Here is a 21,587-nt window from a genome sequence, read left to right on the forward strand (position 1 = left end):
TGACGTGCTGTGCGGGCGCGAGGCGTTCGGCTCGCGCGGACGAGGGGGAGCGGTGAGCGGATCGACCGGCCGGACGGTGCGGGCCAGGCTGCTGTCGGCCGAACTGCTGCCCAAGTCAACGCTGTACTCGGTGATCGGCGTCGCCGCGCTGGCCGGACTGTCGGTCGTCGCGCAGGCCGAGGCGCTGTCCCGGCTGCTGGCGATCGGGGTCGACGGCGCCGCGCCCGGCGCCGCCGCGCGGGCACTCGTCCTGGTGGCGGCCGTCGCGGCCGGCCGGGGCGCGCTCGTGTGGGCGCGTCACGTGCTCGCCGCGCGGGCCGCCGCCCGGATCAAGGCCGAACTGCGCGGCCGCGTCTTCGGCAAGCTCGACGACCTCGGCCCGGGCTGGACCGCCGGCCGGCAGCGTGGGGAACTGCTGACCATGGTCGGCAAGGGCCTAGACGCTCTCGACCCCTACCTCGCGGGCTACTTCCCGCAGCTGATCACCGCGACGGCCGTGCCGGTCGCGGTGGTCGTGTGGCTCGCGTTCACCGACGTGATCAGTGCCGTGACCGTGGCCGTGACGCTGCCGCTGGTGCCGGTCTTCGGCTTCCTCGTCGGCAGGCACACACGCCTGGCCACCGAGCGCCGGTACCGTGCGCTGTCCCGGCTGGGCGGCCATTTCCTCGACGCCCTCACCGGCCTGCGTACGCTGCGCTCGCTCGGCCGGTCCAGTGCCCACACCGAAGCGGTGCGCCGGATGGCCGAGCGCCACCGCGCCGCCACCATGGGCACCCTGCGGATGGCCTTCCTGTCCGGCCTCGTCCTCGAACTGGTCGCCACGCTGTCGGTCGCCCTGGTCGCGGTGCCGCTGGGGCTGCGCCTGCTCACCGGCGACGCCCGTTTCTCCGAAGCCCTGCTCGTACTGGTCCTGGCTCCGGAGGCCTACCTCGCACTGCGTGGCCTCGGCACCAGGTTCCACGCCGCGGCCGAGGGAACCGTGGCGGCGGAACAGGTCTTCGCCCTGCTCGACACGCCCGTACCCGCCGCGCGCCGGTCCCGTCGGTCACTGCCCGACGGTCCCCTCCGGATCGAGTTCGAGGAGGTCGTCCTGCGGCACCCCGGCCGTGCCGAGGCCGCACTCGGCGGTGTGTCGTTCACGGTGGCGGCGGGAGAGCGGGTCGCCCTGGTCGGACCGAGCGGCGCGGGCAAGAGCTCGCTGCTCGCCCTCGCGCTCGGCCTCACCCGCCCCACCAGCGGACGTGTCCTGGTCGAAGGGCACGACCTCGCCGACATCGACCTCGAACTGTGGCGGTCCAGAGTGGCCTGGGTGCCGCAGCGGCCACACCTGTTCGACCGGAGCGTCGCCGACAACATCCGCCTGGCCCGCCCCGATGCGACGGACGCCGAAGTGATCGCCGCCGCGGTCGCCGCGAACGCGGCCGAGTTCATCGACACACTGCCCGAGGGCTACCGGACCCGCATCGGCGAGCGCGGGCTGCGGCTGTCCTCGGGGCAGCGTCAGCGCCTGGCCCTGGCCCGGGCCCTGATCCGCGACGCCCCGGTCGTGGTGCTGGACGAACCGACGGCGCGGCTGGACCTCGACGGCGAACGGCTCGTCCTCGACGCCGCCACCCGGCTGATGACGGGCCGGACCGTCCTGCTCGCCACGCACCGCCCGGCTCCGCTCTCCACGGTGGACAGAGTGATCCGGATCAGCGGCGGCTCGGTCGCGCCGGAGCCCTTCGCGCCGGAGCCGTTCGCGTCCGATGCGATCGTGTCCGATCCGTTCGCGGAGGTGGCCCGATGATGAGCCCCGTCCTCGTCGCTCTGCGTGCCGCCGCCCCGCGCCCGGGCAGACTGGCCGCCGCCACCGCGGTCGCCCTCACCGCCGACTTCGCGGCCGTCGCGCTGATGGCAATCGCCGCCTGGCTGCTGGCCACCGCCGCCGGCATGCCGTCGTACGAAGTACTGGCCGTGGCCATCGTCGCAGTACGGGCGCTGGCGGTGGGCCGGGGCGGACTGCGCTATGTCGAACGCCTGCTCAGCCACGACGTCACCCTGCGTGCGCAGGGCGAGCTGCGGGTTCGCGTCTACCAGGCCGTCGCGGGTACGCGTCCGAAGGCCGGCCAGGGGCCGCGTGAGGCCGATCTGCTGTCGCGCATGGTCGCCGATGTCGACCTCGTCCAGGATCTTCTGCTGCGGTGCCTGGTACCCGCGGTGGTCGCCGTCGGGGCGGGTACCGCGGGTGTGCTGTTCCTCTGGGCCTTCGTCCCGGTCGCCGGGCTCGTGCTGCTGGCCGGCCTGATCCTGGTCGCCGTCGCGGTGCCCGCGCTCACGGTCCTCATGGCCCGGTTGTCCGCGCGGGCCACCGCCGAACTGCGGGCCGACCTCGCGGTGCGCGGGCACGACCTCATCGAGGGTGCGGCCGAGCTGGCCATGGCCGGGCAGGCGGCGCGCGCCGTCGCGGACACCACCGGGGCCGCCGCCGTTCTGGGCCGGGCCGAGCGCCGCTGGGGTGACGCGGTCGGCACCGGCATCGCCGTCGCCACCGCCGTCCAGATCCTCACCGCCGGGCTGGTCGGCTGGGTCGCCCTGGCCGAGTCCGACACGGCCGGCGGCGTGGACGGTGTGATGGTGCCCGTCCTCGCGCTCACCGCGCTGGCGGTCACCGAATCCGCTGCCGCTCTGGTCGACGCCGCGCTGCGGTTCGTCGAGGCCCGCCAGGCCGCTCGACGCGTCGCCGACGTGCTGCGGGCGCCGCGGGCGGCGGAGCCCGCGCGTCGGCCGTTGCCCGAGTCGACCCCCCGGCTCGCCCTCTCTGGTGTGACGGTGTGCTACCCCGGTGAGGACGGCGCCGCGCTCGACGGTGTCGACCTCGTGGTCGAGCCCGGCCGCAGGATCGCCGTCGTGGGGGCGAGCGGGGCGGGCAAGAGCACCCTGCTCGGCCTGCTGTGCGGGGCGCTGCCGCCGACATCCGGATCAGTGGATGTCGCCGGGACCGACATCGCCGACTGGGCCGAACCCGACCTGGCCGCGATGGTGTCCGGGCTGCCGCAGGACGCGCACGTCTTCGCCACCACGGTCGCCGACAACCTTCGCATCGCCGTGCCGGACGCGACCGACGCCGAGTTGCGCGTGGCCCTGGCCAGGGCGCGGCTGCTCGACTGGGCCGACAGTCTGCCCAAGGGGCTGCGGACCCCGGTCGGCGCCGACGGCGCGGTCCTCTCCGGCGGGCAGCGCCAGCGCCTGCTGCTGGCCCGCGCCTTTCTCGCCGACCCGCCCGTCCTGCTGCTCGACGAACCGACGGAAGGGCTCGACGAGCCGACCGCACGGGCCGTGCTGGACGACCTGCTCATCGAATCCGGCCCGCGAACGCTCGTGGTGGTCACCCACCGAACCAAGGGCCTGACCGGATTCGACGAGGTCGTCTTCCTCGACGCCGGCCGTGTCGTACGGCGGGGCGGACCCGACGCCGTCGTTGGTCCCGGACACGTCGGCGCGTGTGGCCCCGCCGAGTAGCGCGACGGGCATCACTGCCTCTCCCCCACCCCTGAGCAAAGGAACCGACGTGACCGAGCAGTTCGACGCCGCTCCCCAGGACTCTCCCGAACCGCTGCTGATCCTGCTGTCCGGGGCCGATGCGGACGATCTGATGGCGCAGCGGACAGAACTGGTCCACCGGCTCGCCGAGGGTCCACCCGAGGAGTTCGGCGGGCTCGTGGCCCGCTGGAACCACGAGCGGGCGGGCAACGGCGGATGGCGGGCAGCGGTGGTGGCGGACACGTCCGGGACGGCGATCGAGTGCCTGGCGTCGGTGGTGGCACACGAGGCCAGGAACCGGCCGGTCGCGGTGCTCTTCCCGGGACAGGGCAGCCAGCACATCAGGATGGCAGCCGGTCTGTACGGCTGGGATCCGGTGTTCACCGCCGCGATGGACGAGTACTTCGACATCATCCGGCGGGTGACCGACGTCGCCAACGCCGAACTGCTGCGGGTGGACTGGCTCAGCGCCGAGCCGCTCGTGTCGATTCATGACGTGTCCCGGTCGCAGCCGCTCCTCGTCGGCGTCGAATACGCGATGGCACGCTGCCTGATCGAGTGGGGCGTCGAGCCGGGTGCGCTGCTGGGGCACAGCGCGGGAGAGGTCGTGGCGTCGGTCGTGGCGGGTGTGTTCGCCCTCGACGACGCGGTGTCGGTGATCACGCACCGGGCCGCAGCGGCGGTGAGGCAGCCGCCGGGCGGGATGCTCGGTGTGGCCGCACCCGCGCAGCGGCTCGTCCCGTTCCTCACCGGTCAGGTGACGATCGCCGCGGTGAACTCGCCCCGACAGACGGTCCTCGCCGGACCGGACGCCGAACTCGCCGAAGTTTCGAAGAAGCTGACGGACAACGGCTTCCACGTCGTCACGGTGCCGTCGACACTCGGCTTCCACAACCCCGCGATGGAGGGCCTCGCCCGGTCGAGCCTGGACGTGCTGGCCGGTGTTCGGCTGCGGGAGCCCGACCTGGTGCTCTACTCGGCCTACACCTGCGACCGCCTGCACCGGGACAAGGCGCTCGACCCGTGGTTCTGGGCGCGTCAGGTCATGGAGCCGGTCCTGTTCTGGCCCACGCTCAACCGGTTGCTCTCCGACGGTGAGTTCCTGCTGGTGGAGACCGGTCCCGGGCAGGGTCTTGTCACGGCCGCTCGCAGGCACCGATCGGTGATCACCGGCAGCAGTGCTGTGGTGGCCGTGTTGCCCGCGGGTCCCGGTGACCCGGTCGCCGACCGGCGCGCGTTCTGCGTGGCGGCCGGGCGGGTCTGGTCGGAGGGCCACAATCTCACCGCGGCGGCGTGGTCCTCACGGGAACTGGCAATGGACCGGCAATGAACCGGCGCGCCGTCGCCGCCGAACGCGACAGTCGCCCACGCGAAAGCGCTCGGCCGGGAAATCCCGGCCGAGCGCCTGCCCGAACTGTTCGACTGATCGACCGGCTGTGCTCTGTGACACTCACCGGAATTCGGAATTCATCCGTCCACACCAGGCGGAGACCGTTTTACCGCGAGGATTCACCGACCAGCATCTCGGGTCGGGCAAGCTGCGGATCGTCGGTGAGGATTTGCTGATGCAGAATCGCGACCTCCCGACACGGCTCGACCCCTACGTCGCTCACCAGCGCGGCCCGTAGCGATTGATAGGCCATGAGGGCCTCCGCCCGCCTGCCCTCCTGATAGAGGGCGAGCATGAGATAAGCGGTCAATTTCTCCCGCAACGGGTCTTCGGCGATCGCGTCCCGCAGGTGGGGCAGCACCATCGACGGCATGCCGATCCGAAGGCCGGTCCCGGCGAACTGCTGTATCGTGGTGAGTCTTTTGTCGTTGAGCTTGGCCGCGACCGAGCCGAGGAAATGCGAACTGTCGGCCAGCCCGTCGAGCGCCGGCCCGCGCCAATAGCCGAGCGCCGCGTGCAGGTGCTCCAGCGCCAGAACGTGATCACCTTCTATCGACGCCTGGTTGGCCAGCATCAACCGCTGGTCGAATGACGTGGTGTCCATGTCCGCCGGGTCGAGGACGATGCGGTATCCGCCGCTGACCGTCTCGATCGGCACATCGACCTTGCCGAGCACTTTCCGTAGGTCGCATATGTAACTCTTCAGGTTCCCCCGGGCGGAGGCGGGTGCCTTGTTCTCCCAGAGTCCACTCATGAGTCGCTCGGTCGACACGATGGTGTTCGGTGTGGACAGCAGGTTCGCCAGTACTTGGAGGTGTCTGTGTCTGGTCACGAACACAGAACTGTCCCCAGGATGTCGGATTTCGAGATTACCCAGCAGTAAGAACTTCATTGATCCCCCCGTGAAGTTTCTCTTTCAAGAATACCCAGCTTCGGGTGAATCTCAAAGGGTTCCACGATGGTCCGGGGGTGTGCGGCCGTTCGCGGGCGCGAGAACAGTCGTCACGGCCGGAATGGTCTGCGCCAATGGGCCGGGGCCCGGCGGCCGTGAGGGCGACCGGCCGTGATGGCGTCCGGACCGTGTGCTGGTCGGCGACGGTCATGGTCATGCCTTGGAAAAATCTTGGGAAAATTCTGATTGTGGGGCGTGGCGGCCATGCGAAATTCTTCGCAAACAGGAATGCACCGGATATCGGGTATTCAAACGAGCCGCGGCGATGATCGAAGGGAAACAAGCACGGCCGCAGGTTTATGTAATTCATTCACCCTACGGGTCCGTTCACATCCGAGATACATCCCTTCGGCACATCGCGGAGAGCGACCCCGAAGCCCTCTGTGTGAGAGGGCTCCGTGACCGCCGCGACGACCGGTGCCCGCGGACCACTGTCAGGCGGCCCCGGTCACCCGCCGACCCGGGCCTCTTTCACGGACAGCCCCGCCGCCTCCGCGATCACCCGGGCCGTGCGGAGGCCCTCGCGGTACGAGGAGCCGGAGTGGGCGGGACGGCAGCGGCCCAGTTCGGGGGCGTATTCGGCCATGACCGCACCCGAGTGGTCGGTGGTGAGTTCGGTGAGGGGGGCCTGGCGGCCGTGGGAGGCCAGGACGGCCTGGAACTCGCGGGCGTTGGCGAAGTCGCAGACCCGGTCGGCCGTGCCGTGGACCAGGTGGATGGGCAGGGGCGGGGCGGTGGCGCAGACGGCCATGGGGGAGGGCAGGCCGAGGAGCGGCTCGGGCTGGTTGTAGCGGGCGGCGATGCCGACCACGGCGGCCGGGCGCCAGCCCTCCGGGGGGTCCGGGCGCAGGGCCGTGGCCATGGCGGCGCGGCCGCCCAGGGACCAGCCGACGAGGGTGATCTTCGCCGGGTCCGGTACGAAGTCCCAGGTGAAGCGGAGGGAGGCGGCGAGCTGAGGGCGGCCGCCGTCGGGGGCGTCGGGGTGCCAGTCGGGGACTATGACGGTGGCGCCGAGGCGGGCGACCGTCGCGGCCAGGGCGCCCAGGACGTCCCGCTCGGCGGGGCCGCGGCCGTGCCACAGGAGGACCGTGGGGGCGTCGGGGGCGGTGGCGCGGTGGATGTCGAGGAGTTGGCCGTCGGATGTGTAGCGGACGGTGTCCGTGACTGCGGTGCTCATGGGGATCCCCCTGTCTCAGCGGCCCGCGACCCGGTCGGCGATACGCGCGATCCGGGACGACTGTGCGGCATGCGTGGTGACTTCGCGGCGGTCGGCGGCTCGATACGTCGCGTACATGCCGTGTACCCCGAGCCAGCGGAAAGGCTCGGGTTCCCACTTGCGGACCTTGTGTTCGACCCAGGGGAGGGTGGTGAGCTCGGTCGCCCCCGACTGGCCGGAATCGTGCTGGATCAGGTCTCGGAGGGTGCGGGCGGCGAGGTTGGCGGTGGCGACGCCGGAGCCCACATAGCCGCCGGCCCAGCCGAGGCCCGTGGAGCGGTCGAGGGTGACCGTGGCGCACCAGTCGCGCGGTACGCCGAGGACGCCCGACCAGGCGTGGGTGACGGCGATGTCCGAGAGCTGGGGGAAGAAGCGGACGAGGATCTCGCGCAGGGCTCTGATCGTCGATGGTTGCGTACGCCCGTCGTTGTCGGTGCGTGAGCCGAAGCGGTACGGGACTCCGCGGCCGCCGAGAGCGATGCGGTCGTCGGCGGTGCGCTGGGCGTACATGTAGGCGTGGGCCATGTCGCCGAGGGTTTCGCGGCCCTCCCAGCCGATGGACTCCCACTGGGAGGGGGTGAGGGGCTCGGTGGCGATCATCGAGGAGTTCATGGGGAGCCAGGTGCGTTTCTGGCCCTTGAGGGAGGCTGTGAAGCCTTCCGTGCAGCGCAGGACGTAGGGGGCGCGGACGGTGCCGTACGGGGTGACGGCGTGTTTGGGTCTGATCTCGGTGACGGGGGTCGACTCGTGGATCGTGACGCCGAGTGCCTCGACGGCCGCGGCGAGCCCCTTGAGCAGCTTGACCGGGTGGAGGCGGGCGCCGTGCGGTGTCCAGCCGGAGCCGACGGCGTCGGCGACGCGGATGCGGTCGGCGGTCTCGCGGGCGCCGTACAGCTCGCGGTCCTTCTCGCCGTACGAGAGTTCCGTCTCGTGGAAGTCCTTCAGGCGGGTCAACTGGGCGGGGGTGTAAGCCACTTCGAGTACGCCGCCCCGGTGGATGTCCGCGTCGATGCCTTCTTCTTCGGTGACGCGGACGACCTCGGAGACCGTGTCGTTCATGGCCTGCTGGAGGCGTACGGCGGCCTCGTGGCCGTGCAGGCGGGCGTATCGGTCGCGGCCCGCGATGCCGTTGTAGAGCCAGCCGCCGTTGCGGCCGGAGGCTCCGTAGCCGCAGAACCTCTGCTCCAGGACGGTGATCCGCAGGAAGGGGGCGGCCTTCTTGAGGTAGTACGCGGTCCACAGGCCGGTGTAGCCACCGCCGACGATGACGACGTCGGCGCTCGCGTCTCCGGGGAGGGGCTCGCGGGGCGTGGGGAGGCCCTCCCGCGCGTACCAGAACGATATGCCGCCGTTGACGACGGCGCGGGGCGCGTCGGTGGGCCGGGCCGTATCGGTCGCGTCGGCCGGGTGCGGCGGGTCGGCCGGGTGCGGCGCGCTGGTCGTGCGGGTGGCATCGGTCGCGCTTCCCGCGTTCTCCGTACTGCTCATGCGCGGGACGTTAGCTGTTCAAGGTGGCGGGTGTCTCCTCCGGATTCCATTGTCCTGGGCGGCTGTTTGTCCCGGAGGGCTGCCGTAGCCTGCCCGCATGATTCGTACGGCAACTCCCGCTGATGTCCCTGTGATCCACTCCATGGTCCGGGAACTGGCCGAGTACGAGAAGGCGGCGGAGGAGGCCAGGGCCACCGAGGAGCAGCTGCGGGAGGCGCTCTTCGGGGAGCGGCCGGCGGCGTTCGCGCATATCGCGGAGGACGGGGAGGGTGTGCCGGTCGGGTTCGCGCTGTGGTTCTTGAACTTCTCCACCTGGCGTGGGGTGCACGGGATCTACCTGGAGGACCTGTACGTACGGCCCCAGGCGCGCGGCGGAGGGCACGGCAAGGCGCTGCTCGGGGAGCTGGCGCGGATCTGTGTGGAGCGGGGATACGAGCGGCTCGAGTGGTCCGTGCTCGACTGGAACCGGCCGTCGATCGACTTCTACGAGGCGCTGGGCGCGCGGCCGCAGGACGAGTGGACGGTGTACCGGCTGACGGACGGTGCGCTGGGTGAGCTCGGGTCGGCGAAGTCAGGGGGGTCAGGACTGTCAGGGGTGTCAGTGGACTGACTCGGGGACCGGGGAGGCGGCCGGTTCGTCGTGTTCGGGGGCCTTCGCCGGGATCATCGTGCTGGGCTCATGGCTCCAGCACCACCTTGCCGATCGTGCCCCGGGTCTCCAGCGCGCGGTGCGCGGCTGCCGCCTCCGCGAGGGGGAAGCGTTGGACGGCCGGGGTGAGGCGGCCCTCGGCGGCCTCGGCGAGGGCACGAAGTTCCAGGGTTCGTATGGGGTTCGGGCCGCCCGCCTTCTGCATCATCACTGGGCCCAGGACCTGTTCCGTCACGCCCTCGACGATCAGCGGGGTGCCGTTGTGCAGGCCTTCGCCGGACCAGCCGAAGACGAGGTGCTTGCCGCGGGGGGCGTCGGTGCGGGTGTCGCCGGGGTTGTCGAGCAGAGCGACGGCCTCGCGGGCCGTGTCGCCGCCCACGCCGTCGAAGACGATGGTCGCCGCCCGGTCGCCGAGGAAGTGTCTGACCTGGTCGGGCCAGCTCGGGTCCTTGTAGTCGACGGCGAGGTCGGCGCCGTTCTTCTCGACGCGGGCCACCTTCTCCGGGCCGCCCGCGAGGCCGATCACGGTGGCGCCGGCTTGCTTCGCGTACTGCACGAGGAGGGTGCCGATGCCGCCGGCGGCTGCCGGGATGACGGCCACGGAGTCGGGGCCGAGCTCGGCGAACTGGAGTATCCCCATCGTCGTACGCCCCGTGCCGATCATCGCGACGGCCTGCGCGGAGTCCAGATTCCCGGGGATCTCGTGGAGTCGGTCGACGTCCGTGACGGCGAGCTCCGCGTAGCCGCCCGGGCTGAAGCCCAGGTGGGCCACGACTCGCTTGCCGAGCCACAGGTTCGCGACGCCCTCGCCGAGAGACTCGACCGTGCCGGCGACCTCGCGGCCGGGGATCGTGGGCAGGGCGGGCAGCTCCGGGAGCGGGCCCTGGATGCCCGATCGGATCGCGGTGTCGAGGAGATGTACGCCGGCCGCGGTGACGGCTATACGGACCTGGCCCGGGCCCGGCTCGGGGTCCTCGGCCGGCTCGTACGAGAGGTTCTCGGCCGGGCCGAAGGCGTGGAGGCGGATGGCGTGCATGGGCGGCTCCTCGATCGTTTTGGCTGTCCCACTGATTCCCAGAGGTCCCAGAGGTCCCAGAGGTCCCAGAGGTCCCAGAGGTCCCAGAGGTCCCAAAGGTCCCAGAGGTTCGATGCGCTCGGTTCGCCGTGTCCGGCCCTTCGGTTCGCCGTGTCCGTGCGCTTCGGTTCGATGTGGTGCGTCCAGCCTCTGACCTCAAGCGTGCTTGAGGTCAAGTCCCGCCCTGGCCCGGATCTTGAATGCGAGGGACACGGCCTCCAGGGCGCTGTTGAAGGACACCTCGGAGAGGACGCCGGGGGCCGCGACCTGGTCGCCCGCGAGGTAGACGTCGTCGCCTCGGTCGACCCGGGGGCGGTCGCGCCAGCTGGTGCCGGGGAGGTCCACGGCGCCGGTGCGGCCGTTCGCGAGTGCCTCGCGGCGGAACGTGACGCGGTCGCGCCAGTCCGTGAAGGCGAGGTCGAGCAGTTCCTCGGCGCGGGCGATGCCGTCGGCGCGGGACTCGTGGGGGGCGATCGGGATCTGCCCCTGGATGAGCTGCTCGCCGGCCGGGGCGAGGGTGCGGTCCTGGGCCGTGAACCGTTCGATCCAGCCGGACGCGTCCAGGTCGGAGACGACGAACGCGTCGCCGGTGGGGGCCCCGGCGATCATGGGGGTCCCCCCGCTCGAGCGAAGTCGGGAGTGGAGGAGAAGCCGAGAGCGGGGGAGGGCGCGCAGGGCCAGGTCGATCAGGGCTGTCCGGCCGCTCGTCCAGGTCAGTGAGCTGTCCTTGAGGAGGTTCCGGGCGGCGTCGAGGGACGTGGCGATGATCACCGGGCCGTGGTCGTCGGGGATCGTGTCGACGCGGGCCAGGGTTTCGACGCGTACGCCGAGGTTCCAGGCCCTGGCCGCCATCCGGTCGATGACGGTCGCCCAGCCGCCACGCGGGTAGTGCGCCTCCGGAGGCAGCTTTGTGGCGCGGCGCAGACGCTCCTGTACGAAGGCCGCGGACAGGGAGCCCGGGTCGTGGTGGAAGAGCGCGACGGCGGAGTAGTACGCGGCCGCGTTCGCGCCCTCTTCTCCGGCGATTTCGGTGGCCCAGGTCCTGAAGTCCTTGTCCACAGGGGCCTGTTCGGGCGTACGGCGGAGGAGTTTGAGCATCGCGAACGGTGGGGTTCGGCGGAGCGCGCCCTTGTGGCGGAGGCGGAGTCGGGCCGCCTCCAGGGGTGGGAGCGGAGCGAGTTCGCCGATCAGGTCGCGCTGTTGGAGCCAGGTCCAGTGAGGGCCCCCCTTGTAGAGGGCGTGGGGGCCTTCGTTCGTCCTGTACGGCCCCTCGGCGGTGCGGGCGCGACCGCCGAGGGTGTGGTGGGCTTCGTAGACGGTTACCTTGGCGCCCGCCTCGGCGGCGGTGATGGCCGCGGTGAGGCCGGCGAAGCCGCCGCCGATGATGGTGATGCGGTGCATGGCTTGGTGGGCTCCCTCTGCTGCGGGTTCCGGCGTCCCTGCGTTTCCGTGTTCCTGCGTTTCCGTGTTCCTGAGTTCTGTGTTCCTGAGTTCCGTCGGGCGTTTGCATCTATGACTCTTTGAGGGCCTCGGAATGTGACATCGGCGGAGTCTTCGCTGGTCAGGGGGCTGGCGAGGGTGATTGTCAGTGGTGGCGTGCAGGATGGGGGAATGGCGAGGAGAGCGGCGGCTGGGACTGGCGCAGGGGCAGGCGCGGGGGCAAGGGTGAAGAGGGCGCGGCGGCCTGAGGTGCGGTTGCCACCGCTTGTGCCGTACGGGGGTGGGGAGCTGGAGCCGGACGGGGACTATGACGGGCTCGAGTTCAGCGCGGTGGACTTCGTGGGGCAGGACGGCGCGGGAGCCCGGTTCATGGACTGTGCGCTGACGGGGTGCGCGCTGGACGAGACGCGGCTGCATCACGCGCGCGTGCTGGACTCCGTTCTCACCGGGATCCGGGGTGTCGGCACCGACCTCGCCTCGGCGACCCTCCGTGACGTGGAGCTGGTCGACGCTCGGTTGGGTGGGGTGCAGGTGCACGCGGCCGTGCTGGAACGGGTGGTCGTTCGGGGCGGGAAGATCGACTACCTGAACCTGCGCGAGGCCCGGCTCAAGGACGTGGTGTTCGAGGGGTGCGTGCTCGTTGAGCCGGATTTCGGGGGTGCGCGGATGGAGCGGGTGGAGTTCGTGGACTGCGTGCTGAAGGGGGCGGACTTCAGCGGGGTGACGCTGGTGGATGTCGACCTGCGGAGGGCGGCGGGGCTGGACTTCGCGCGAGGGGTTGATCGGCTCGCGGGGGCGGTGATCAGTCCGGCGCAGTTGCTGGACCTGGCGGGGGTGTTCGCGGCGGAGATGGGGGTGCGGGTGGCGGGGTTGGAGGAGTAAGAGGGCGGGTGGGGTGAGTGCACGAGCGTGGCTGGTCGGCTGCGCCGGGAGCGCCGCTGGGAGCCCGGAATCGGAGCCAGGGGAAATCAGAGCCCGGAATCGGTACCGCTCGACCGATGAGTATTCGCCCGCCACGATGTCTGAGGGGGAGGAACGCACACGTCCCTGCCCCAAGAGAGAAGAGTGGTGCGCGATGAAGCTGGCACTGACGCAGTTCCTGACGCTGGACGGCGTCTACCAGGGCCCGGGGTCCCCGGACGAGGACACCAGCGACGGGTTCACCCGGGGCGGCTGGTTCGTGCCGCATCTGGACGAGGAGTTCGAACGGCTGGCCGCCACCTGGCTCGGCCAGGCGGACGCGTTTCTGTACGGCCGCCGCACCTACGTGAACTTCGCGCGGGACTGGCCGAAGATGACCGAGCACCCCTTCGGCCCCATCATGAACGGCCTGCCGAAGTACGTGGCCTCCCACAGCCTGACCAAGGCCGAGTGGCACCCGAGCACGATCCTCTCCGGCGACATCCCCGCCCAGGTCGCCGAACTGAAGCGGCAGCCCGGCCGTGAGCTGCAGATCCACGGCAGCGGTCGGCTGGCCCAGTCCCTGCTGGCCGCCGGTCTGATCGACGAGTTGCGCCTCGTGATCGCCCCGGTGGTCGTGGGCACCGGCCGACGCCTGTTCCCGGACGGCGGCGCCCCGGCCGGCCTGCGCCTTGTCCGCAACGAGACGACACCGCGCGGCCTGGCGGTCCACGTCTACGAATCGACGGGACGGCCGGAGTACGGGACGTACGGGGCCGACGCATAGGCCCTCCGTGCCGAACTGATCCCGACGGCCCGCGGTGATCGCCGGTCGGGCGCCGGTGGTGCTCAACCGCTCGGCCCGCCAGGCGGCCGACCTGACCGGCGCGGTCAGCTCCCAGCGTTCGTCGGAGAGATCACTGGGACATCCGCCGTGGGCCGCGCGCGGTCATGTCTCGGAAGCGCCACGCGCGGACGCGGCCGGCGTGCACGAGCCCGACCTCGCGGCTCGTCACCTCAGGGCAAGCTCAGTGCACCCTGGGAAAGTCAGGAGACTCTGGGAAAGCGGGCCTCGAGTGTCCAGATCACCGGGTTCTCGCGGAGCGCCTCGTGCATGTCGGTGAGGTCGGCCAGGAGATCGTGGAGGAAGTCCCGGGCCTCGCGCCGGAGTTCGGTGTGGGAGAAGGTCAGAGGGGGCTCCTCGACGGGCATCCAGTCCGCCTCGATGTCGACCCACCCGAAGCGGCGCTCGAAGAGCATGCGGTCGGTGGACTCGGTGAAGTCCAGTTCGGCGTGCTGGGGACGGGCGGCGCGGCTGCCCAGCGGGTCCTGGTCGAGCTGCTCGACGATGTCGCACAGCGCCCACGCGAAGTCGAGTACCGGTACCCATCCCCAGGCTGTGGACAGCTCCCGGTCCGCCTTCGTGTCGGCGAGATACACGTCCCCGCAGAACAGATCGTGCCGCAGCGCGTGGACGTCCGCCCGGCGGTAGTCGGTCTGCGGGGGGTCGGGGAAGCGGGAGGAGAGGGCGTAGCCGATGTCGAGCACGTAAGCGATGGTGTCACGCCGCCATAGGATCACCGGCGTGCCCCGATCTGCGCCTGTTGTCCCCGCTGCCCCAGCCGTCGTGGGCGCCGTGGCCGCCCTGCTCGTCATGGTCCTCACCGGGTGCGACGGCGGTGAGCGGAGCACGGCGGGCACGTCCGGCCTACGGGATCCGTACTTCCCGAAGTCGGGCAACGGCGGGTACGACGTCACCCACTACGACCTGACCCTCGACTACGACCCCAAGGCGCGTCGGCTGACAGGGACGGCGGAGATCGAGGCGAGGGCGGAGCAGGACCTCAACGCGTTCAACCTCGACCTCAAGGGAATGCGGGTCACTGGTGTGGAGGTGGCGGGAGAGCCCGCCCGCTTCGACCACGGTGGTCAGGAGCTGACCGTCCGCCCGCACGAGGACCTGGACGAGGGCGCTGCCTTCTCCACGGTCGTCCGCTACTCCGGCACCCCGGAGACGATCACCGACTCGGACGGTTCCGAGGAGGGCTGGCTGCGGACGGCGGACGGTGCCCTCGCGCTCGGTGAGCCCACCGGTTCGATGGCGTGGTTTCCCGGCAACCATCACCCGAGCGACAAGGCGACGTACGACATCACCGTCACGGTGCCGGAGGGGCTGACGGCCGTCTCCAATGGAGAGTTGCGGCGCGAGGACACGGAGCGGGGCCGTACTTCCTTCGCCTGGCGGGTCGGGGAGCCGATGGCGACGTACGTGGCGACGGTCGCCGTCGGTGACTACGAGACGCGGAGCTCGAAGACAGCGGACGGTCTCCCGGCGTACGTGGCCGTGGACCCGAGCCAGGCGAAGGCGAGCGCCGAGGTGCTGGCCCGTATCCCCGAGATCACGGAGTGGGCGGAGCTGAACTTCGGCCCGTACCCCTTCTCCTCTACGGGTGCGATCGTCGAGCGCGAGGGCGACGCCGGGTACGCCCTGGAGACCCAGAACCGCCCCGTCTTCCCCGGCGCCCCCGGCATCGACCTCCTCGTCCACGAGCTGGCCCACCAGTGGTACGGCAACTCCGTCACGCCCAAGTCCTGGCGGGACATGTGGCTCAACGAGGGCTTCGCGACGTACGCGGAGTGGCTGTGGAACGAGGACCACGCCGGCGATACGGCCCAGGACGTCTTCGACGCCCTCTACGCAGGTGACTACTACGACAGCGAAGCGGACAACGACGCCGTCTGGGCCTTCCCGCCCGCGAAACCGCCGAGCGCCGCGCGCATCTCCGACAGCCCGGTGTACCAGCGGGGCGCCATGGTCCTCCACAAGATCCGCGAGACGGTCGGCGACGACACGTTCTACGACATCGTCCAGGGCTGGGCGGCCGCCCACCGCCACGGCAACGCGGACACGGCCGAGTTCACGGCGTACGTGGAGAAGAAGGCGCCGGGCGAGGACTTCGAGAGGATCTGGAAGGACTGGCTGTACGGGGAGGGAAGGCCGGCCAAGCCTTGAGCTCGTCCGTTCCTTCCGGGCCAGTCAGCGCAGTACCCTGCGCAACACCGTGCAGGGGCGGCCCAGTTGGCGATCCCTGCGGTGGCCGATGATCTCGTATCCGAGCGCCGTCCAGAAGGTGAGGGCCTTCGGGTTGTTGTCGAGCGCGGCGAGTCGTACGGCGTCCCGCCCCGCGGCCCGGAAGCGTTCCTCGACGCGTGCCGCCAACTCCCTCCCGTATCCCTTCCGTTGCTCGCTCGCGGCCACGAGGAGCAGGCCGATCCATGGGTCCGGGTCGGTCGGATCGGGGTGATGCGCGAGGGTGATCGCCACCCCGACGAGCTGTCCGGCGCTTCGCGCGAGCAGCACCTCCACGTCCGGGTGCACGAACTCGCCGGCGAGGGCGGTGGCGACCTGCTCCGGGCGGATGTCGTCCGGGTCCGGGAAGTCGCCGCTCAGGGCGTAGAACTCGCGGTTGGAGGCGTAGAGCGCGGTGAGTTCGGTGAGCAGCTCACCCGGGAGGGCGCTGTCCGCGGGGGAGAGGGATTCGAGGATCACGCGGGGCAGGCTAATCCACCTCGCCTCACTCGCCGCGGGCCGCCGGACGGCGGGAAACGATCCGGACGGATCTCGGCTTTCGTGCGTGCGGGGCCCTCACGAATCGGGCTTCTCCCACGCCGCACAGTTCGACCGTTCGATCACCGAGATCCAGCGCTCGCCGTACCCGATGGTGATGTCGAAGTGACGCCGCTTTGTGAGGCACGCCGAGATCCGCGAAGTACGGGACCGGAAGAGCGAGGCCCCGGGCGCGACACGGATGTCGCAGCCGGGGCCCCGTACGAGCGAGCGAACCTCAGACGTTCACGCCGAAGTCCTGGGCGATGCCCACCAGACCGGACGCGTAGCCCTGGCCCACCGCGCGGAACTTCCACTCCGCGCCGTTGCGGTACAGCTCGCCGAAGACCATGGCCGTCTCGGTGGCCGCGTCCTCGGAGAGGTCGTAGCGGGCGATCTCGGCGCCGCCGGCCTCGTTCAGGATGCGGATGTACGCGTTGCGGACCTGGCCGAAGTTCTGCGAGCGGTTCTCCGCGTCGTAGATCGAGACCGGGAAGACGATCTTGTCGATCTCGGCCGGGAGGCCCGCGAGGTTGACCTTGATCGCCTCGTCGTCGCCCGCGCCTTCACCCGTACGGTTGTCGCCCGTGTGGACGATCGTCTTGTCCGGGGTCTCCTTGTTGTTGAAGAAGACGAAGTGTCCGTCCGAGTAGACCTTGCCCTCGAGGTTGACCGCGATGGCCGAGGCGTCGAGGTCGAAGTCGGTGCCCGTGGTGGTGCGGACGTCCCAGCCGAGGCCCACGGTGACGGCGGTCAGGCCCGGAGCCTCCTTGGTGAGCGAGACGTTGCCACCCTTGGACAGGCTTACAGCCATTGTTGGGAGTCCCTTCCCTCGTTGCGTACGTGCGTGGTGCCCGTACGTTTGGGCTTCGTACGGGCACGAAGCTACAGCTACCCCTATGAACGCCGTGAGGCGAACCAAGGTTCCAGCTCTCTTTACTATCTTTACCTTCGCGGTGGGGAGGCGCGGTGAAAAACGGGTGACGTGAGCCGGTCACACACGCGACCATGGACCCCATGTCCGGTCCTTACGTCATTCGCGGCTCCGTCTCGCTCCCCGAGGCCGAGCTCATGTGGCGTTTCTCGCGGTCCTCCGGACCCGGCGGACAGCACGTCAACACGACCGACTCCCAGGTCGAGCTGCGGTTCGACCTCGCGAAGACGGAGGCGTTGCCGCCGGTGTGGAAGGAGCGGGCCCTCGCCAACCTCGCCGGGCGGCTCGTCGACGGGGTCGTCAGTGTGCGTGCCTCCGAGCACCGGTCGCAGTGGCGGAATCGGGAGACGGCGGCCGTACGACTTGCTTCCCTGCTCGCCGAGGCCACCGCCCCGCCGCCCAAGCCGCGCCGGGCCACCCGCATTCCCCGCGGTATCAACGAGCGGCGGCTGCGCGAGAAGAAGCAGCGGTCCGACACCAAGCGGGGCCGCGGCGGTCGGGGCTGGGACTAGGCGCTCCGCTGGGAGAACGGTGGTGCTGTGTCGATATGCGGCTCCGCCGCGTGTGCGGGCCGGTGGGGGCTGGTCGCGCCCCGTGGCGGACCCGCATATGTCACAGCCCCGCGCCCCTTACGGGGCGCCTCTGAAGGGGCACGCGTCTGATCCGGCGGTCGAAGACGCCGCCCCCTACCCCAGTCGCCGGTACTTCCCCCGGAAATACGTCAGCGGCCCCCCGTCCCCGCCACCCCCCGGCATCTCCGCCGTCAGTACCCGCCCGATCACCAGCGTGTGATCTCCCGCCGTCATGACCTGCTCCGTTCGGCATTCCAGGGTCGCCAGGGCGCCGCGTACCAGGAGAGCGCCGGAAGCCACGCCCCGTTCGTACGGAATGTCCTCGAAGAGGAGGCGGTCGGAGATGCGGTTCTTCATGGCGAAGCGGCCCGCGATGTGGCCCTGGCTCTCGGAGAGGACGGAGACGGCCCAGTGGGGCTGTTCGGCGAGGAGGTCATCCATGCGGGAGCCCTCGCGCAGGCTGATCAGGACGAGGGGCGGGTCCAGGGAGACGGACATGAAGGAGGTGGCCGTCATGCCGACGTCCTCGCCGCTCGGGCCCTGAGGGTCCGGCTGCGGTTCGTGCGCGGTCACCAGGACCACGCCCGCGGCCAGCCGGGACATGGCGGCGCGGAACTCGTCGTTGCTCACCCCATCAGCATGCACGGGTGGGACGAGAGGAGTGGAAGAGGGAGTGTTCAGCACGAGAAGACGCTAGTCTCCGGTGCCCGTACGCCACATCGGACCAACGCCCGAGCAGGGTCCTAGGACCACCGGAGGACGTGGCCCAGGAGCCGACACATGTCCCACAAATTCACGTTCAGTAAACGCACGTCGAAAACACAGAAACTCTACTCAATTGTTCAGGTTCTGCTGTGACTTGAGTCACAGGTGCCATATTTTGTTGACCCTGTGTACCGAGTGGGCAGCGCGCTGTGATTCAGTGGCGGGGACGCTGCAATCGGTAGGCGATCAGTGGGCGTGGTCAGTAAGCGTGATCAGTAAGCGATGAGTACCGACGAGAAGCCTGGATAACTCTGGAGTTGCTGTCGAGGTCTCGGGGAGAGCGAGCATGGAGACCGAGTCGGAGCCGTACGTCCGTCTTGCGACCCTGCGGCAGCTGCATCAGGTCATGGCGGACATGAACACGGCCCGCAGCCTGGCCGACACATTGCAGACCGTCGCCGACGGAGTCGTGAACGGCCTCGGCTACGAGCTGGCCTGCGTCAACCTCGTACGACCCGACGGCGATCTCGTGGTCGCGGCCCTCGCGGGCAACTCCGCCGCCGAGGCCCTCATCACCGGACGCGTCGGCTCCCGCGCCTCCTGGGACCGTCGGCTGAACATGGGCGAGGCCTGGGGCGACCTGCGCTTCATACCGCACACCGAGGGCTGGGTCCTCGACGAGGACGACGTCCCGCAGTGGTACACCGACGGGCCCGCACCGCGCTTCGAGGACGAGTGGCACCCCGCCGACCGGCTCTTCGCCCCCATGCACACTCCGGGCGTCGCGGGCGGCGCCTGCGGCGAACTGATCGGTGTCCTGTCCGTGGACCGGCCGCGCAACGGACGCCGACCGGGCGCCTGGGGACGGGAAGCGCTGCAGATGTACGCGTTTCAGGCCGCCATCGCGATCAGCAACGCTCGGCTTCGGGCCAACATGCAGCGCGCACTGGTCAGGCTGGAAAGGGAACAGCAGGCTCTGCGCGCCAGTGAAGAGAGCTTTCGGCAGGCCTTCGAGTACGCCCCCTCCGGCATGGCCATCGCCGAGATGGGTGGCGACCAGCACGGCCGGATCCTGCGGACCAACGACGCGCTGTGCCGCCTGCTCGGCCGCCCCGCCTCCGCGATGCGCCGCTACTCCTTCTCCGACCTGGTCCACCCCGAGGACATCGGCACCCTGCTCAGGACATCCGCGGAGGGCGGGCGGGCCGAGCTGCGGCTCGGGCGCCGCGACGGTACGTACGTCTGGGTGTCGCTGCGCAACAGCGTGGTCGCGGACGCCGCCGACGGGCCGCGCTTCCTGCTCAGCCACGTCGAGGACATCGAGGAGCGCAAGCGCCGCGAGCTCCATCTCGCCCACCGCGCCTCGCACGACTCGCTCACCGGCCTGCCGAACTCCGCCGAGCTGCGCTCCCGGCTCAGTGCCCGCCTGTGCGCCCGGCCCACGTCGACGGAGCCGGGCGTGGTCGCCACGATCGACGCGGCGTACGGGGGTGCGCCGGCCGAGCACGGTGCGAGCGCCTTCTACGACGCGAACGGGCACGGCTTCGACTACCGGCCCGGGCCCGAGGCCTTCGACGCCTACGACCATCACGTGCACACCGTGGCCCCCGAGGGGCAGACGGACGACGGCACCAAGGGGCTCGCGGTCCTCTTCTGCGACCTCGACGGCTTCAAGTCGATCAACGACCGCTTCGGACACAACGCCGGCGACGCGGTGCTGATCGAGGTGGCCCGGCGCCTGAGCGGCGCCGTGCGGGACGGCGACACGGTCGCGCGGCTCGGCGGCGACGAGTTCGTCGTCCTCGCCGACGGGCTCGGCCGGGCCGACGCACAGGACCTCGCGGTGCGGCTGCGCAACGAGATCATCCAGCCGATTCGGGTCGACGGCCGCGCCATGCGGGTCGGTGCCAGCTTCGGTATCGGATGGGCACATTGCGGCATGACGGCGGACGAGGTCCTGCAATCCGCTGACGAGCGGATGTACGTAGAGAAACGGTCTCGTCCCAAAGCGCACAGACGCGCGGGCTGATCCGCAGGTCAGCGAGTCGATGCGAGCTGTGTCACCCGTTTGGGGCAGCTGGAGCGGGTAGGCTCGCCTTTCGATCCACCCATACCGCATCTGTACCGCACCCGCTAGGAGACCAAGGGATGACGCCCGGCAACAACGGCGCGAGCACGCCCGAGGACGACGACCCGTTCGGCTACCTCTACGAGGACGGGCAGGCCGCCGGAGCCCAGCCGCCGAGCGGCGGCGGTGGCTACGGCTACCCCGGCTCGGTCAATCGGGTGCGGCCGGTCGGTGAGCGCCAGTACGGCCAGCCCACCGCCTCGACCGCGCAGTACGCCCAGGCCCCGCACGGCCAGCAGGCACCCCCGCAGCAGGGGGCGTACGGCCGGCCGAACACGAACTACTCCGCGCCCGAGACGTTCCCCGGCGGCGCGCCCACCACGTACCAGCCGCTGCCCGACAACGGCGGAGGCGGCCGGGGCCGCGGGCCCAACACCAAGGGCCTCCTCATCGGCGCCATCGCGGTCGTCGCCGCTGTCGTGGTCGGCATCGGCGTCGCCATGCTCGGCGGCGACTCGGACGGGGACAAGGACGGCGACGCGGCAGGCGGCTCGGTCCCGTCGGCCTCCGAGAGCGTCCAGCCGAGCGAGACGGCGTCCAAGGGCGCGGCGGACGAGACCAAGCTGCCGGAGATCGACGCGAAGGCGCTGAAGCTGGCCGGTGGCACGGTCACCGCGGCCGACATCTCGGGCGCGAAGGCGGCCGGGGGCGTCTATGTGGCGGGCTTCAACCAGGTCGGCGCCTCCGCCACCTGGACGGTGAACGACATCGCCAAGGGCGGGAAGTACACGCTGTTCGTCGGCTACGGCGTGCCCGGCAAGGACGCCAACGCCACCCTCACCGTCAACGCCAAGGCGCAGACCCGCCCGCTCAACATGAAGAACTTCGCCAACACGCCGGAGGGTGACTACGAGAAGGGCTGGCAGAACACCTACGCGTCCATCCAGCTCAACAAGGGCACCAACACCATCACGATCTCCTGCGGCCAGGGCAACCAGTGCGACGCCAACCTCGACCAGCTGTGGCTGGAAAAGGGCTGGAAGACGAGCTAGACCTATTGGCGAATTCA

General features: G+C 70.5%; 19 protein-coding genes. 10 read left to right on the plus strand and 9 right to left on the minus strand.

All coding sequences use genetic code 11. From position 1 onward, the window contains the following. The first annotated feature begins 52 nt into the window (after positions 1 to 52). From cydD to ACTWQR_RS19600, 3 genes are read left to right on the plus strand one after another with little or no spacing between them, the layout of a single operon-like run. Complete coding sequence (gene cydD, locus ACTWQR_RS19590; RefSeq protein ID WP_443228391.1) at positions 53 to 1,789, plus strand: thiol reductant ABC exporter subunit CydD; 1,737 nt, start codon at positions 53 to 55, stop codon at positions 1,787 to 1,789. Beyond that, positions 1,786 to 3,501: a thiol reductant ABC exporter subunit CydC gene (gene cydC / locus ACTWQR_RS19595; protein ID WP_443228392.1), complete on the plus strand. Its 1,716-nt coding sequence runs from the start codon at positions 1,786 to 1,788 to the stop codon at positions 3,499 to 3,501. Before cydD ends, cydC begins: the two co-directional genes overlap by 4 nt. Before the next feature lie 49 nt (positions 3,502 to 3,550). Continuing rightward, a complete protein-coding gene (locus ACTWQR_RS19600; RefSeq protein WP_443228393.1) occupies positions 3,551 to 4,852 on the plus strand; it encodes an acyltransferase domain-containing protein in 1,302 nt (433 codons plus the stop codon). Between the two features lie 166 nt (positions 4,853 to 5,018). Here ACTWQR_RS19600 and ACTWQR_RS19605 read toward each other — a convergent pair whose 3' ends face one another. From ACTWQR_RS19605 to ACTWQR_RS19615, 3 genes are all read right to left on the minus strand, one after another. Next, a complete protein-coding gene (locus ACTWQR_RS19605; protein WP_443228394.1) occupies positions 5,019 to 5,804 on the minus strand; it encodes an AfsR/SARP family transcriptional regulator in 786 nt (261 codons plus the stop codon). Positions 5,805 to 6,312: 508 nt separating this feature from the next. Beyond that, positions 6,313 to 7,041, minus strand: coding sequence for an alpha/beta hydrolase (locus ACTWQR_RS19610; RefSeq protein WP_443228395.1), 729 nt, complete (start codon positions 7,039 to 7,041; stop codon positions 6,313 to 6,315). Positions 7,042 to 7,056: 15 nt separating this feature from the next. Further along, entirely contained in the window at positions 7,057 to 8,568 is a 1,512-nt protein-coding gene (locus tag ACTWQR_RS19615; protein WP_443228396.1) for an NAD(P)/FAD-dependent oxidoreductase, read from the minus strand. 97 nt (positions 8,569 to 8,665) lie between these two features. On the opposite strand from ACTWQR_RS19615, the gene ACTWQR_RS19620 reads away from it, so the two are divergent. Then, on the plus strand, positions 8,666 to 9,178 hold the full coding sequence (locus ACTWQR_RS19620; protein ID WP_443228397.1) for a GNAT family N-acetyltransferase: 513 nt from the start codon (positions 8,666 to 8,668) through the stop codon (positions 9,176 to 9,178). A gap of 67 nt (positions 9,179 to 9,245) precedes the next feature. Here ACTWQR_RS19620 and ACTWQR_RS19625 read toward each other — a convergent pair whose 3' ends face one another. Together ACTWQR_RS19625 and ACTWQR_RS19630 are read right to left on the minus strand one after the other, a co-directional pair. Continuing rightward, on the minus strand, positions 9,246 to 10,253 hold the full coding sequence (locus tag ACTWQR_RS19625) for a zinc-binding dehydrogenase (RefSeq protein ID WP_443228398.1): 1,008 nt from the start codon (positions 10,251 to 10,253) through the stop codon (positions 9,246 to 9,248). A gap of 195 nt (positions 10,254 to 10,448) precedes the next feature. Continuing rightward, positions 10,449 to 11,693: an FAD-dependent oxidoreductase gene (locus ACTWQR_RS19630; protein ID WP_443228399.1), complete on the minus strand. Its 1,245-nt coding sequence runs from the start codon at positions 11,691 to 11,693 to the stop codon at positions 10,449 to 10,451. Between the two features lie 210 nt (positions 11,694 to 11,903). Here ACTWQR_RS19630 and ACTWQR_RS19635 point away from each other — a divergent pair, with 210 nt between their 5' ends. Together ACTWQR_RS19635 and ACTWQR_RS19640 are read left to right on the plus strand one after the other, a co-directional pair. Next, positions 11,904 to 12,614: a pentapeptide repeat-containing protein gene (locus ACTWQR_RS19635; protein ID WP_443228400.1), complete on the plus strand. Its 711-nt coding sequence runs from the start codon at positions 11,904 to 11,906 to the stop codon at positions 12,612 to 12,614. 193 nt (positions 12,615 to 12,807) lie between these two features. Then, complete coding sequence (locus ACTWQR_RS19640) at positions 12,808 to 13,419, plus strand: dihydrofolate reductase family protein (RefSeq protein WP_443228401.1); 612 nt, start codon at positions 12,808 to 12,810, stop codon at positions 13,417 to 13,419. A gap of 260 nt (positions 13,420 to 13,679) precedes the next feature. Here the strand turns inward: ACTWQR_RS19640 and ACTWQR_RS19645 are convergent, their stop codons facing one another. Further along, positions 13,680 to 14,180, minus strand: coding sequence for a hypothetical protein (locus tag ACTWQR_RS19645; protein ID WP_443228402.1), 501 nt, complete (start codon positions 14,178 to 14,180; stop codon positions 13,680 to 13,682). 7 nt (positions 14,181 to 14,187) lie between these two features. On the opposite strand from ACTWQR_RS19645, the gene ACTWQR_RS19650 reads away from it, so the two are divergent. Further along, complete coding sequence (locus ACTWQR_RS19650) at positions 14,188 to 15,645, plus strand: M1 family metallopeptidase (protein ID WP_443228403.1); 1,458 nt, start codon at positions 14,188 to 14,190, stop codon at positions 15,643 to 15,645. A gap of 24 nt (positions 15,646 to 15,669) precedes the next feature. On the opposite strand, the gene ACTWQR_RS19655 is transcribed toward ACTWQR_RS19650, so the two are convergent. Further along, positions 15,670 to 16,182, minus strand: a complete 513-nt coding sequence (locus tag ACTWQR_RS19655) for a GNAT family N-acetyltransferase (RefSeq protein ID WP_443228404.1) — start codon at positions 16,180 to 16,182, stop codon at positions 15,670 to 15,672. 295 nt (positions 16,183 to 16,477) lie between these two features. Continuing rightward, the gene (locus ACTWQR_RS19660) at positions 16,478 to 17,053 is read right to left on the minus strand and encodes a TerD family protein (protein WP_363110851.1); all 576 of its coding nucleotides are present in this window, start codon (positions 17,051 to 17,053) and stop codon (positions 16,478 to 16,480) included. Between the two features lie 194 nt (positions 17,054 to 17,247). Here ACTWQR_RS19660 and arfB point away from each other — a divergent pair, with 194 nt between their 5' ends. Further along, positions 17,248 to 17,685: an alternative ribosome rescue aminoacyl-tRNA hydrolase ArfB gene (gene arfB / locus ACTWQR_RS19665; RefSeq protein ID WP_443228405.1), complete on the plus strand. Its 438-nt coding sequence runs from the start codon at positions 17,248 to 17,250 to the stop codon at positions 17,683 to 17,685. A 174-nt stretch (positions 17,686 to 17,859) separates the two neighbouring features. Here the strand turns inward: arfB and ACTWQR_RS19670 are convergent, their stop codons facing one another. After that, on the minus strand, positions 17,860 to 18,429 hold the full coding sequence (locus tag ACTWQR_RS19670) for a flavin reductase family protein (RefSeq protein ID WP_443228406.1): 570 nt from the start codon (positions 18,427 to 18,429) through the stop codon (positions 17,860 to 17,862). A gap of 367 nt (positions 18,430 to 18,796) precedes the next feature. On the opposite strand from ACTWQR_RS19670, the gene cdgB reads away from it, so the two are divergent. Together cdgB and ACTWQR_RS19680 are read left to right on the plus strand one after the other, a co-directional pair. Then, positions 18,797 to 20,479, plus strand: coding sequence for a diguanylate cyclase CdgB (cdgB, locus tag ACTWQR_RS19675; protein ID WP_443228407.1), 1,683 nt, complete (start codon positions 18,797 to 18,799; stop codon positions 20,477 to 20,479). Positions 20,480 to 20,598: 119 nt separating this feature from the next. Then, positions 20,599 to 21,570 carry a carbohydrate-binding protein gene (locus tag ACTWQR_RS19680; RefSeq protein ID WP_443228408.1) on the plus strand — a complete coding sequence of 324 codons (972 nt, stop codon included), beginning with the start codon at positions 20,599 to 20,601 and terminating at the stop codon, positions 21,568 to 21,570. Positions 21,571 to 21,587 lie beyond the last annotated feature (17 nt).

It is taken from the genome of Streptomyces sp. 2A115 (genome assembly GCF_052245575.1).
Lineage (GTDB): Bacteria > Actinomycetota > Actinomycetes > Streptomycetales > Streptomycetaceae > Streptomyces.